This window comes from Micromonospora sp. GCM10011542, assembly GCF_042650685.1.
Taxonomy (GTDB): domain Bacteria; phylum Actinomycetota; class Actinomycetes; order Mycobacteriales; family Micromonosporaceae; genus Micromonospora.
In genome coordinates this window covers 62464-75016 of the sequence record NZ_JBHSBO010000042.1, presented here as the reverse complement: position 1 = coordinate 75016, position 12553 = coordinate 62464, and the positions used below count along the sequence as shown (strand labels likewise).

Annotated in this window: 14 protein-coding genes; 10 read left to right on the top strand and 4 right to left on the bottom strand. The window is 70.6% G+C overall.

Translation table 11 applies throughout. From position 1 onward, the window contains the following. Window positions 1–438 precede the first annotated feature (438 nt). Entirely contained in the window at window positions 439–1395 is a 957-nt protein-coding gene (murQ, locus tag ACFOW4_RS15980; protein ID WP_377528382.1) for an N-acetylmuramic acid 6-phosphate etherase, read from the bottom strand. Next, a complete protein-coding gene (locus tag ACFOW4_RS15975; protein ID WP_377528380.1) occupies window positions 1392–2306 on the bottom strand; it encodes a MurR/RpiR family transcriptional regulator in 915 nt (304 codons plus the stop codon). The genes murQ and ACFOW4_RS15975 overlap by 4 nt, the downstream gene beginning before the upstream one ends. Before the next feature lie 183 nt (window positions 2307–2489). On the opposite strand from ACFOW4_RS15975, the gene ACFOW4_RS15970 reads away from it, so the two are divergent. Continuing rightward, window positions 2490–3182, top strand: coding sequence for an SDR family NAD(P)-dependent oxidoreductase (locus ACFOW4_RS15970; RefSeq protein WP_377528378.1), 693 nt, complete (start codon window positions 2490–2492; stop codon window positions 3180–3182). Here the strand turns inward: ACFOW4_RS15970 and ACFOW4_RS15965 are convergent. Continuing rightward, window positions 3167–3922, bottom strand: a complete 756-nt coding sequence (locus ACFOW4_RS15965; protein WP_377528376.1) for a dTMP kinase — start codon at window positions 3920–3922, stop codon at window positions 3167–3169. The genes ACFOW4_RS15970 and ACFOW4_RS15965 overlap by 16 nt on opposite strands. Between ACFOW4_RS15965 and ACFOW4_RS15960 the strand changes: the two genes are divergently transcribed. The 5 genes from ACFOW4_RS15960 to ACFOW4_RS15940 all read left to right on the top strand — a co-directional run bounded on the left by ACFOW4_RS15960 (window position 3858) and on the right by ACFOW4_RS15940 (window position 6901). Next, on the top strand, window positions 3858–4670 hold the full coding sequence (locus ACFOW4_RS15960; RefSeq protein ID WP_377528374.1) for a nucleotidyltransferase: 813 nt from the start codon (window positions 3858–3860) through the stop codon (window positions 4668–4670). The genes ACFOW4_RS15965 and ACFOW4_RS15960 overlap by 65 nt on opposite strands. Beyond that, on the top strand, window positions 4667–4939 hold the full coding sequence (locus ACFOW4_RS15955) for a hypothetical protein (protein WP_377528372.1): 273 nt from the start codon (window positions 4667–4669) through the stop codon (window positions 4937–4939). The genes ACFOW4_RS15960 and ACFOW4_RS15955 overlap by 4 nt, the downstream gene beginning before the upstream one ends. Before the next feature lie 10 nt (window positions 4940–4949). Beyond that, window positions 4950–5726, top strand: coding sequence for a metallophosphoesterase (locus tag ACFOW4_RS15950; RefSeq protein ID WP_377528370.1), 777 nt, complete (start codon window positions 4950–4952; stop codon window positions 5724–5726). Continuing rightward, complete coding sequence (locus tag ACFOW4_RS15945) at window positions 5717–5860, top strand: GPGG-motif small membrane protein (RefSeq protein WP_007464364.1); 144 nt, start codon at window positions 5717–5719, stop codon at window positions 5858–5860. The genes ACFOW4_RS15950 and ACFOW4_RS15945 overlap by 10 nt, the downstream gene beginning before the upstream one ends. A gap of 546 nt (window positions 5861–6406) precedes the next feature. Next, the gene (locus tag ACFOW4_RS15940; RefSeq protein ID WP_377528368.1) at window positions 6407–6901 is read left to right on the top strand and encodes a TspO/MBR family protein; all 495 of its coding nucleotides are present in this window, start codon (window positions 6407–6409) and stop codon (window positions 6899–6901) included. Between the two features lie 44 nt (window positions 6902–6945). Here the strand turns inward: ACFOW4_RS15940 and ACFOW4_RS15935 are convergent, their stop codons facing one another. Further along, window positions 6946–7719 carry a peptidoglycan DD-metalloendopeptidase family protein gene (locus ACFOW4_RS15935; protein WP_377528366.1) on the bottom strand — a complete coding sequence of 258 codons (774 nt, stop codon included), beginning with the start codon at window positions 7717–7719 and terminating at the stop codon, window positions 6946–6948. Between the two features lie 250 nt (window positions 7720–7969). On the opposite strand from ACFOW4_RS15935, the gene ACFOW4_RS15930 reads away from it, so the two are divergent. The 4 genes from ACFOW4_RS15930 (at window position 7970) to ACFOW4_RS15915 (ending at window position 12505) form a co-directional block, all read left to right on the top strand. Further along, window positions 7970–9313: an ABC transporter substrate-binding protein gene (locus tag ACFOW4_RS15930; RefSeq protein ID WP_377528364.1), complete on the top strand. Its 1344-nt coding sequence runs from the start codon at window positions 7970–7972 to the stop codon at window positions 9311–9313. Between the two features lie 65 nt (window positions 9314–9378). After that, a complete protein-coding gene (locus tag ACFOW4_RS15925) occupies window positions 9379–10425 on the top strand; it encodes a carbohydrate ABC transporter permease (RefSeq protein ID WP_377528362.1) in 1047 nt (348 codons plus the stop codon). A gap of 1 nt (window position 10426) precedes the next feature. Beyond that, window positions 10427–11392 carry a carbohydrate ABC transporter permease gene (locus ACFOW4_RS15920; RefSeq protein ID WP_377528360.1) on the top strand — a complete coding sequence of 322 codons (966 nt, stop codon included), beginning with the start codon at window positions 10427–10429 and terminating at the stop codon, window positions 11390–11392. Between the two features lie 66 nt (window positions 11393–11458). After that, a complete protein-coding gene (locus tag ACFOW4_RS15915; protein WP_377528358.1) occupies window positions 11459–12505 on the top strand; it encodes a LacI family DNA-binding transcriptional regulator in 1047 nt (348 codons plus the stop codon). The last annotated feature ends 48 nt before the right edge of the window (window positions 12506–12553 follow it).

Here is a 12553-nt window from a genome sequence, read left to right as displayed (position 1 = left end):
TGTCAGTCCCCGGTAACTTCCGCTGTGCCCACCGGTGCTGACACCTACACAACAGATGAGACGTGTCGGGGATTCCATGTCGTGAGTCGAAAGTGTCACGAATGCCTGAGTAGTAGCTGAGAGCACGGTCCACGTTTGCTGTCAGCACCCGTCGGGTGGCTCGCCGCTGGGGCACCACGTACGGGTTGGCGGGTCGACGGATCGCCGAACGCCCACAGGTATGGCAACACCGTACGCCGGGGGACACAGCGACCCGGATCACCACCGCGCTGCGATCCTGGTCACTGCCAGATACGCACCGGTGGACCGGTCGGTTCATTCACGGGGGTGGTATTACCCCCCGCCCAGATGAACAATCCGGAGCCCCGCTCGCTTCCCGCCATCCGGGCGCGCCGTCCCACCCAGCCCTGGAGCGGGCCGGCAGCCGCAGCGGCGGGGTCAGGAGGCGAGCAGCTCGAGGGCGTCGCGCACCTGGTCGGCCGAGCGGGCCAGCGCGGCCCGGGCGGCCGGGACCGCGGCGCCGGAGACCAGCGAGACCAACGCGGTCTTCAGGTCGCCGTCGGCCTCGGCGAGGGCCCGCCGGGAGACCTCCTCGGAGCAGCCGGTGGCCTCGACCAGGATCGAGATCATCCGACCTCGGAGCTTCGCGTTGGTGGCCACCATGTCGATCATGAGGTTCGAGTAGACCCGGCCCAGTCGCACCATGACGGCGGTGGAGAAGGTGTTGAGCACCAGCTTCTGCGCCGTGCCCGCCTTCATCCGGGTCGACCCGGTGACCACCTCCGGTCCGGTGTCCACCCCGATGAACACGTCGACCGATCGCGCCGCCTCGGCCTCCGGATTGGCGCAGAGCAGCACGGTCGAGGCGCCCTTGGCCCGGGACGCGGCGAGCGCCCCGAGGACGTACGGGGTGCGCCCGCTGGCGGCCAGGCCGACCACCAGGTCACCGGCGTGCACACAATCAGCCGCGTCGGCCGCCCCGCCCCGGTCGTCGTCCTCGGCGTCCTCGACGGCACGCCACATGGCGTCCGGTCCACCGGCCAGGTGGGCGCAGAACCAGTGCCGGGGCGAGTTGAAGGTGGGGGCCAGCTCGGCCGCGTCGAGCACGCCGAGCCGACCTGAGGTGCCGGCCCCGAAGTAGTGCACGCGGTGCCCGCCACGCAGCGCCGCGACGGCCAGGTCGACCGTGGCGGCGATCTCGTCGAGCACCGCGGCGACCGCCGCCGGCACCCGCCGGTCGGCCTCGTTGATCACGGTGAGCACGTCCCGGGTCGACATCAGGTCGAGGTCGACGCTGAGCGGGTTGCGCCGCTCCGTGGGAGCACCCACCCGGACCACGGGGCGGCCGCGCGGTACGGAGGTCTGCTCGTCCGGCTCCACCGCGCCGGCCGTCATGCCCGCCTCCGGTTGGCACCCACCCGGTGCGACTGAACAGCCTCGGCGGTCGCCTCCAGGGCCTTGCGGGCCCGGGCCCGATTACGGGCGGCGACCCCGACGAACAGGCAGTCGACCACGGTGAGCTGGGCCAGTCGGCTGGCCATCGCACCCGAGCGGTAGGTCGTCTCCCGCGCCGCGGTCGTGAGCACGAAGTCGGCCACCTCGGTGATCGGTGAGCGTGGGAAGTTGGTCAGCGCCACGGTGGCCGCCCCGCGGGTGCGAGCCTGCTCCAGCACCTCGATCACGTCGGAGGTGGTGCCGGTGTGCGAGATGCCCACCGCCACGTCGCCCCGGGCGAGCAGCGCGGCCGAGGTCAGCGCGGTGTGCACGTCCGGGAAGTAGAAGGCGGTGCGGCCGATGCGGTGCAGCTTCTGCTGGAAGTCGGAGGCGACGAACCCGCTGGCGCCGGCGCCGTAGACGTCGATCCGGCCGGCGCCGCTGATCGCCTCCACGACCTGCTCGCAGACTGCCGGGTCGAGCTGCTCGGCGGTCTCCTCGACCGCGCGGGCGTCGTTGAAGGCGATGGTGGCGATGATCTGGGCCAGGTCGGCGCCGGGCGGGATGTCACCACCGACCACCCGGGCGTCCGGTGGCTCGATCCGGCGGGCGGCCTCGGCGGCGAGCCGGATGCGCAGCTGTGGATAGCCGTCCATGCCGACCGAGCGGCAGAACCGGATGACGGTCGCCTCGGATGTCTCCGCTGCGGTGGCGAGGTCGGTGATCGTCCGGCGGGCGGCGTCGGCCGGGTTGGCGACGACCAGCCGGGCGACCCGCTGCTCGGCGGGCGACAGCGACGGCAGTAGTCCGCTGATATGGACGATCAGTCCACCGGACTCGCGACTCGCAGAAATCTTCGGACTCTTCGCCACGGATGAAACTTACTTTCATGAGGCGTGAGCGTCAACCATGACTGCCCGTGTTGGGAAAAGTACCGCCGATCGGGCGGCGCCGTCCGCTCCTACAGTGCCACCACCGGCGCGTCACCACCTCCCCCGGGCGTGCGGGACCACGTGCCGGACGGCGTCCACGGGTCGGCGGGTTAGCGTGGGCGCATGGCGGATCGCAGTGTGCTGGTGACCGGGGGCACGGGCGGACTGGGCGCGGCGGTCACCGCCACGTTCCGGGCGGCGGGCTGGCGGGTGGTCGTACCCGGGCGGGCGGCCCGGGCCGGGTCGGAGCCGGCGGCGGACGGGGTGGTCCGGGTGACCGCGGACCTGACCGATCCCACCGACGTGGCACACGCGGTCGAGGCCGCCACGGGCGATTCGTCGGCGCCGCTGCGCGCCGTGGTGAACCTCGTCGGCGGGTACGCCAGCGGCGGCCTGGTGCACGAGACCCCGATCGAGGAGTTCGAGCGGATGCTGACCCTCAACCTGCGGCCGACCTACCTGGTGACCCAGGCCGCGCTGCCCCACCTGGTGGCGGCCGGTGCCGGCGCGGTGGTCTGCGTCTCCGCGCGCGCGGCGGTGGCTCCGTTCCCGGGCGCGTCCGGCTACGTGACGGCCAAGGCCGCGGTGCTCGCCTTCGCCAACGCGGTCGCCGTGGAGTACCGGGCCCGTGGTGTCCGCTGCAACACCGTACTGCCCAGCGTCATCGACACCCCGGCGAACCGGGCCGCCCAGCCCGACGCCGACCACTCCCGCTGGGTCTCTCCGGCCGAGATCGCGCCGGTGATCCACTTCCTCGCCTCGGCGGAGTCCGCGCCGACCAGCGGCGCCAGCGTCCCGGTCTACGGACGGGCCTGAGCCACCAGCGGCCCGACCGGGCCGCGACCGGCTGGAGGCGCCGTGTCGGAGGCCGGTGGTGAGGACGGCGGAGGTGCGGCGGCGGGCGACCGGTGGGGCCCGTCGGCCGGCGGCAGCCAGCCTGCCAGGTGTTCCTGGATCTGCCGGGTCACCTCCTCGGCCGACCGTCCGGCGTCGACCAGCACGAAGCTCGGGTACTCGGGCAGCGTGCGGTAGGCGGTGTCCGCCGCCGTCAACCAGCCCATCGTCTCGTGGTCCGTGCCGCGCTGCTCGATCCGCCGGTACGCCTCGGCCGGGTCGACGGTGAGCAGGAAGGTCACCTGGGGCGTCGGGAAGATCCGGTAGCCGGCCCGGGCCAGCCGCTCCCAGCGGTGCCCACCGTGCGCCCGGATGCTGGCGTACTGGCAGGCCGAGTAGCGGTCCATCACCGCCGTCCGGCCGGTGATCAGGCAGCTGAGCAGGGCGGCGGCGATGGCGAGCCAGCGCAGCACGGACTCCACGGCGAGCATGCCGTCCCGCCCGACCAGCCGCTGTGCGTCGGGGCGGCCGAGCCGGTGCGCGAGCCGGCCGAGCCAGCGGCGCCCGCTGGCGTTGCGGCGGTAGGCGGCCGGGCTGCCGGCGGCGGTCAGTGCGTCGGCCAGCTTGTGGGCCTGGGTGGTCTTGCCCGATCCGTCGATGCCGATCAGGGCGACGGTGCGCAGTCGGGCCCTGCCGCGTCGCGTCCCCGATGATCTGACCACCCTGCCCAGGCTATCCGACTCACGCTCACCATCAGAGGGATATGTACCATTTGATACCGGTTGGCACCCAACCGCTACCAGGCCAGGTGTGACCGACCGGAATGCCGGGTACGGAGTTCGAATCCAACCGCCTGTCCACCTTCATGACCGACGGGAGAACCAGATGGCAGAGCGCGGGGACGAGACCCTGGTGCACACCCTCAAGAAGGTCGCCGCCGTGCTCAAGCAGTCCGAGATCCCGTTCGCGCTGGGCGGCAGCTTCGCCGTCTACGCCCACGGAGGCCACTCCAGTGAGCACGACGTCGACTTCCTCATCCGTGAGGCCGACGTCGACCGGGCCCTGGAGGCTCTGGTGGCGGCCGGCTTCGATGCCGAGCGCCCACCCGAGGACTGGCTGGTGAAGGTGTACGACGACGGGCGGATGGTCGACCTGATCCACCGGCCGATCGAGACCCCGGTGACCGAGGAGACGTTCGCCGACACGGTCGTCCGGCCGGTGGACGCGATCCACATGCCGGTCCTGTCCGCCACCCAGTTGATGGTGCACAAGCTGCTCAGCTTCTCCCAGCACTACTGCGACTTCGCCCGCGGCCTGCCGCTGGCCCGGTCGCTGCGGGAGCAGATCGACTGGGAACGGGTACGCAAGGAAACGCAGCACTCGCCGTACGCCGAGGCGTTCCTGGTGCTGCTGGACCGGCTGGACGTGGTGCCGGAGACCGGTGCCACGGGAGGAAAGGGGACACCGTGAGCCAGTACGACAGCGGCGCTGGCCCGCCCGACGAGTATGTCGAGGCGGAGATCCACCGATTGCTCGCCGAGGACCCCGCCGTCGCCGAGCAGGGGATCACCGTGGTCCGTCGGGAAAGCACCCTCGTGCTGCAGGGCGAGGTGGAGAGTCCGCACCGACGTGCGGAGATCCTGCGCCGGGTGTCGGAGCGCTTCCCCGACGTGCCGATCATGACCGACATCGGGGTGATCCGCACGCAGGCGCCCACGCAGATCGAGCAACTGCCCTGAGGGAGGTTCCATGGTGATCCGGATCGCCGCCGTGGGCGACGTGCATCTGGACGAGGACGTGGTGGGCCGGTTCCGACCGGCGCTGGAGGAGCTGCCGGACTGCGCGGACGTGCTGCTGCTGGCCGGGGACCTGACGCGGCACGGCACCGAGTCCGAGGCGCGCTGCGTCGCGCGGGAGTTCGGCGGGCTGAACGTGCCGGTGGTGACCGTGCTGGGCAACCACGACCACCAGTGCGACCAGGTGCCGCAGGTGGTCAAGGTGCTGGAGGACGCAGGCATCACCGTGCTGGAGGGCAACGGCGTGGTGCTCGACTGCGCGGGGGGCCGACTCGGCATCGCCGGGGTGAAAGGGTTCGGTGGAGGCTTCGCCGGCCGGTGCGCCAGTGACTTCGGCGAGCCGGAGATGAAGGCGTTCGTCCGGACCACCACCGACAGCGCCGACCGGCTGGCCGAGGCGCTGCGCTCGCTCGACTGCGACATGCTGGTCGCGCTCACCCACTACTCACCGGTGCCGGACACGCTGGCCGGCGAGCCACTGGAGATCTATCCGTTCCTGGGCTCGTACCAGCTGGGGCAGGCGATCGACTCGGCACCGACCGCGCTGGCCCTGCACGGGCACGCGCACGCCGGCAGCGAGCGGGGCACCACCCCCGGCGGAGTACGCGTCCGCAACGTGGCGCACCCGGTGATCAAGCAGGCGTACAGCGTCTTCCACGTCGGCGATCAACTCGACACCGACCAGGTTTCCCCGATCGGCGCCTCGGGTAGTCAGAGGTCATGGAGCTGATTCTCTGGATTCTCGCAGTCGTACTCGTGGTCGCCGGCATTCTCGCGCTGTTCCGCCGGCAGATCCTGTGGGGCATCGTCCTCATCGTGGTCGGGCTGTTGGTCGGCCCGGGTGGTGTCAGCATCTTCAATTGACGCCCGTATCGGGCAGCACTGGGACCCGCCGGGGTCGCAGCGACCGGAGCTCCGTCCTCCCGACAGGAGCACCGGACGCGGCGACCCCGGCGCCGTGCTGTCCGCGGTGGTGACCGCGCCGGCAGCGGAGCGGTGACTGGACCACTGACCAAGCCGGGACCTCCAATCGCCCGACTTCAGCCGCCCTCGCGTGTGCCTTTCCGGCCCCTGTCGAGCTGCCCCAGATATGGGGCACACGGCACAGGCACCGCAGGGCACGACACACGCCCGCACCGCACCGCACAGGCACCGCGAGGCACCGGCATCCGGTCCATATCTGGGGCAGCTCGATAGGACCGCGTGGGCCCGGGTACCGGACCGCGTGGGGATGCCGGCCGGGGCGCGGTTGAGGGATCGCCCGGGCACGGGGCAGGACCGCCAGGGCACGGGTACCACCGCACGTGCGTGAGGTGCGTGGACGAGACCGGGCCGGGGCAGCCTTGGCGTCCGCCAGGCCGGCGTCGGTGCGGCGGTTTGGCCCGGCGGCTTGACGGAAATATCTCGACCATGGAGACATCGCAGGAGGTGCAGCGGACCACCGGGTCGCGGTCCCGCTGGGCGCTGGCTGGCTTCGCCGCGGCGGTCTTCGTCGCAGCCGCGATCGGCGGGCTGGGCGTGCAGGGCACGACCGACGAGTACGCGAGCCTGCGGCAGCCCACCTGGGCGCCGCCCTCCTGGCTGTTCGGCCCGGTCTGGACGGTGCTCTACGCCCTGATCGCGGTGGCCGGCTGGCTGGTCTGGCGGCGGGTCGGTTTCGGGCCGGCCCTCTGGGCCTGGACCGCCCAACTGGTGTTGAACGCGATCTGGACCCCGCTCTTCTTCGGCGCCGGTGAGTACGGGCTCGCCTTCGCCGAGATCGTCGTCATGTGGCTGGCGATCGGGCTCACCGTGGCCCTGTTCGCCCGGGTGTCCCGGGGCGCGGCGGCGCTGCTCCTTCCCTACTGGGCATGGGTCACCTTCGCCGCCGCGCTGAGCCTCTCGATCTGGCGGCTGAACTCCTGACCGGCAGGGCCCGGCGCCGCGCGCGCCGGACCCCTACGGCGACGTCAGCAGCGCGGCACGTTCGGGATGTAGCCGTCGTGCCCGGTGTACACGTACGCGTCGGCGATGAAGCGGCCGGTGCCGATCCGGTCCCAGATTGAGCTGGTGCCGTAGGTGCCGGTGACCGAGGTGCCGCTGGTCTGGCAGTAGATGGTTACGCGGGTGCCGTCGGCGACGGTGCCGACCGAGGCATACCCGGTGCCGGGGCCGGAGCGGACGGTCAGCGGTGTCCCGCTGGTGTCGACCGTGCCCGAGCCGCTGCCGGAGCCGCAGTTGTTGTCGCTCGTGTAGGTCTTCGTGCCCCAGTAGAGGGCGAGCGATCCGTTGAACCGGACCTGGATGTCGTTGCCGTTGAGGCGCTGCTCGTAGTGCAGGTGCGGGCCGGTCGAGCCACCGGTGCTGCCGACCCAGCCGAGCACCTTGCCGTAGCCGACGGTCTGCCCGACGGAGACGTTGAAGCCGTTGAGGTGGGCGTAGTACGTGGTGTAGCCGCCGCCGTGGTCGATCCGGACGTACTTGCCGTAGCTGGTGCCGCCGAGGTCGGTCACCCGGTCGACGGTGCCCGCTGCGCTCGCCACCACCGGGTCGCCGAGGTCGTCGGTGCGGTTGAAGTCCACGGCGTACGCCGGGCTGTGGTCGGACCGGGTCTGCCCGGACCAGGACTGGCCGCACGGGAACGGCACCTTGAACGTCGGCGCGGCCAGCGCCGGGCTCGCCGGTGCCAGGGCACCGCCGACCAGCAGGCCGGTCACCAATAGGCTGATCCACCGCTTACGCATCCAGCTCCTCCTATGTTGAAAACCTTCGATGAGGTGCCCTCAGCCTGACAGATATCGTCAATCTTCGAAAGAGTCGGGGATCTGCACCGGGAGCGTGCCCACGCGGAGACCGTCAGGTTTCCGGATTGTTACTCGTCCGTGTCTGACAGGGGCTGGACCAGGCCCGATGCAAGCGCTTACATGTGGGGACGCCCATCGGACCGGCGCCGGGTCGACGAACAGGACCGCGCCGGCTAGGAAGGAGGACGGCATGGCGGTCTTCACCAGACCACGCCAGGCCTTCGTGATCGCCGGCGTACTCGGGCTGGCGCTCAGCGCCACCGCCTGCGGTACCGGCGACGACAAGAAGAGCAGCAACGCAGGCTCCGCGGAGTGTGCCGCATACGAGAAGTACCAGGACCACGACGGTAAGAAGGTCTCGATCTACGCGTCCATCCGCGACGCCGAGGCCGACCTGCTCCGGCAGTCCTGGAAGCAGTTCGAGGACTGCACCGGCATCGAGATCGATTACGAGGGCAACGCCGAGTTCGAGGCGCAGCTCCCCGTCCGGGTCGACGGCGGCAACGCCCCCGACCTGGCGTTCGTGCCCCAGCCGGGTCTGGTCAAGCGGTTCGCCGACGCCGGCAAGCTGAAGTCCCTCGGCGCCGAAACCAAGGCCCTGGCCGAGCAGAACATGCCGGCCGACTGGCTGAAGTACGGCACCGTGAACGGGACGCTCTACGGCGTGCCGCTCGGCGCGAACGTCAAGTCGTTCGTGTGGTACTCGCCGAAGACGTTCAAGGAGAAGGGCTGGGAGGTCCCGACCACCTGGGACCAGCTCATCGCCCTGAGCGACAAGATCGCCGCCAGCGGCGTGAAGCCGTGGTGCGCCGGCATCGAGTCCGGTGACGCCACCGGTTGGCCGGCCACCGACTGGATCGAGGACGTGCTGCTGCGTACGCAGGGGCCGGAGGTCTACGACCAGTGGACCACCCACGCCATCCCGTTCAACGACCCGAAGGTCGCCGACGCCGTCAACAAGGCCGGCACCATCCTCAAGAACGAGAAGTACATGAACGGCGGCTTCGGCGGTGTGAAGAGCATCGGCACCACCGCCTTCGGTGAGGCTGGCCTGCCGGTCACCACCGGCAAGTGCGCCATGCACCGGCAGGCGTCGTTCTACGCCAACCAGTTCCCCGAGGGCACCAAGGTGGCCGAGGACGGCGACGCGTTCGCCTTCTACTTCCCGGCCATCGACCCGGCCAAGGGCAAGCCGGTGCTGGGTGCTGGCGAGTTCGTCGTCGGCTTCGCCGACCGTCCCGAGGTCCAGGCGGTGCAGACCTACCTGACCTCCGCCGAGTACGTCAACAGCCGCGCGAAGCTCGGCAACTGGGTGACGGCGAACAACAAGCTGGACATCGCCAACGTCGCCAGCCCGATCGACAAGCTCTCCGTCCAGATCCTGCAGGACAAGAGCGGCGTTTTCCGCTTCGACGGATCGGACCTGATGCCGGCCGCGGTCGGCGCGGGCACGTTCTGGAAGGGCATGGTCGAGTGGATCAACGGCAAGGACACCGCGTCGGTGCTCCAGGGCATCGAGAGCAGCTGGAAGTGATCTGAGCGGTGGGCCGGTCCGCGTACGCGGACCGGCCCACCGCGGATCCGGACCTGGGAGGGTCGATGGAGTTCGACTTCGCGGAGGAACAGCCGAAGTTCCTCATGCTGATGTACGGGCTGATCGCTTTCGTCGCGGTGGTGGGCGGTCTGCTCCTGCTCCTCGACGTGGTGCCGGCCTGGTTCACCCGTCGTCGGGAGGCGCAGCTCGTCGCCGCGTCCGCCGGCGGCGCCCCGCTCCCCCGGCGCCCGAAGCAGCGGGAGGGGGTCTTCGCGCTCTTCTTCCTGCTGCCGACGGTGCTGCTGCTCACGGTCGGCCTGGTCATCCCCGCCATCCGCACCACCCTGCTCTCCTTCATGGACGCGGGCAGCAACGACTGGGTGGGGCTGCGCAACTACGGCTGGATGTTCTCCGACGACTCGATCGTCCGGGTCCTGATCAACACCCTGGTCTGGGTGATCCTGGTCCCGCTGGTGGCGACCGCGTTCGGCCTGATCTACGCGGTGCTGGTGGACAAGGCCCGGTTCGAGGCGGTGGCCAAGTCACTGATCTTCCTGCCGATGGCCATCTCCTTCGTCGGTGCGAGCATCATCTGGAAGTTCGTCTACGCGTACCGCGGCGACGGCGACCAGATCGGCCTGCTCAACCAGATCGTGGTCAGCCTCGGCGGCGAGCCGAAGCAGTGGCTGCTCGAGTCGCCGCTGAACACGCTGCTGCTGATCGTCATCATGGTCTGGATCCAGGCCGGCTTCGCCATGGTGGTGCTCTCCGCCGCCATCAAGGCGATCCCGGGCGACATCGTGGAGGCCGCCCGGCTCGACGGGGTCAGCCCGTGGCAGATGTTCTGGCAGATCACCATGCCGAGCATCCGGCCGGCGCTGATCGTGGTGGTGGTGACGCTCACGATCGCCACGCTCAAGGTCTTCGACATCGTCCGGACCGCGACCAACGGCAACTACGACACCAGCGTGATCGCCAGCGAGATGTACAACCAGGCGTTCCGGTACGGCCAGAACGGGCAGGGCTCCGCGCTCGCGGTCTTCCTCTTCATCCTGGTCATCCCGGTCGTTATCTACCAGGTCCGCAACCTCCGTCAGCAGCGGGAGGGCTGAGATGACCACCGCCACGCCCACAGTCGCCGTCGGCACCCAGAAGGCCGATGTCCCCAGGACCACCGCGGGCCGGGTCCGCAAGCGGTTGAACAGCCGCACCGCGACCGTCGTCTCGATCCTCATCGCGGTGCTCTGGACCATCCCGACCTTCGGCCTGTTGATCTCGTCGCTCCGCCCCGAGGACGAGATCAAGACCACCGGTTGGTGGACGGCGTTCTCCAACCCGCAGTTCACCCTGGAGAACTACCAGGAGGTCCTGTTCGGGCGATCGGCGTCGTCCGGGCAACTCGCCAGCTACTTCATCAACTCGCTGGCGATCACCGTCCCGTCGGTGCTCTTCCCGCTCGCCTTCGCGGCCCTAGCCGCGTACGCGCTGGCCTGGATCAAGTTCCGCGGTCGGGACTGGCTCTACATCGCGATCTTCGCGTTGCAGATCGTGCCGCTGCAGATGGCCCTGGTCCCGCTGCTGAAGTTCTTCTCCACCGGGGTCACCCTCGGCGGCGTGACCCTGATGCCGGCCTGGGACCTGGTCGACGAGCAGAAGTTCGCCCAGGTGTGGTTCGCGCACACCTGCTTCGCGCTGCCGTTCGCCGTGTTCCTGCTGCACAACTTCATCTCGCAGCTGCCCGGGGACCTGATGGAGGCGGCCCGGGTCGACGGGGCCACCCACCCGAAGATCTTCCGCACCATCGTGCTGCCGCTGATCACCCCGGCCCTGGCGGCCTTCGGCATCTTCCAGTTCCTCTGGGTCTGGAACGACCTGCTGGTCGCGCTGATCTTCGCCGGTGGCGGCAACGAGACGGCCCCGCTCACCGTCCGGCTGGCCGAGATGGCCGGCACCCGGGGCAGTGAGTGGCAGCGCCTGACGGCCGGCGCGTTCGTGTCGATCGTCGTACCGCTCATCGTGTTCCTGTCCCTGCAGCGCTACTTCGTGCGCGGTCTCCTCGCCGGCAGCGTCAAGGGCTGACCTCCGCGTCCACCGTCGCCCGGCCCCTCGGGCGGCGGTGGACGGGAGGCACCGAGCGGGGGAACCGTGACCAGGATTGATGACGTCGCCCGGCTGGCCGGGGTCTCCACGGCCACCGTCTCGCGGGCCCTGCGCGGGCTGCCGACCGTCTCGGCCGCCACCCGCCACCGGGTGCTCGCCGCCGCCGAGCAGCTCGACTACGCGGTCTCGCCGAGCGCGTCCCGACTGGCCGGCGGCCGGACCGGCACGGTCGCGGTGGTGGTCCCGCGGATCACCCGGTGGTTCTTCAGCACGGTGGTCGAGGCGGTGGAGGAGTACCTCCACCAGTCCGGTTACGACCTGCTGCTGTACAACCTCGGCGGCCGGGAGCAGATCCGGCAGCGGGTGCTGCGTACCGCCAACCTGCACAAGCGGGTGGACGCCATCATGCTGGTCGCCACTCCGTTGGGGCCGGCCGACCTGACCGCCCTGGCCGCCCTGGACCTGCCCGGGGTGACCATCAGCTCCGGGACGGTGGTGCCCAACTGGCCGTGCGTACGCATCGACGACGTGGCCGCCGCCCGTACCGCGACCCGGCACCTGCTCGACCTGGGTCACCGCCGGATCGCGCACATCTCCGGTGACCCCGACGACGAGCTGGCCTACACCACCCACCTGGACCGGCGGCGGGGCTACGAGTCGGCGCTGCGGGCCGCCGGGTTGCGACAGGACCCGAGCCTGGACGTCGAGTCGCAGTTCACCATCGCGGGCGGGACCCGCGCCACGGCCGAGCTGCTGGCCCGGGGCGAGCCTCCCACCGCGATCGTGGCGGCCTGCGACGAGATGGCGATGGGCGCGATGACCGCCCTGCGCGACGCCGGGCTGCGGGTACCGCAGGACGTCAGCGTGATCGGCATCGACGACCACGACCTGGCCGGCGTGCTCGGGCTCAGCACCATCGCCCAGCCCGCCGCCGAGCAGGGCCGGCTGGCCGCCCGGATCCTGCTCGACCCGCTCGGGGCCCGCAACCTGGGCCCGATCGTCGGTCAGCGGAGCCCCGCCGACGGGGCCCCGGTGATCCTGCCCACTCGCCTGGTGGTGCGGGACTCGACCGCACCACCCCGGGCACACTGAACTCCAACCATCCGACAACGGCCGGCGGCTGGCGGCGACGCGGCCGAC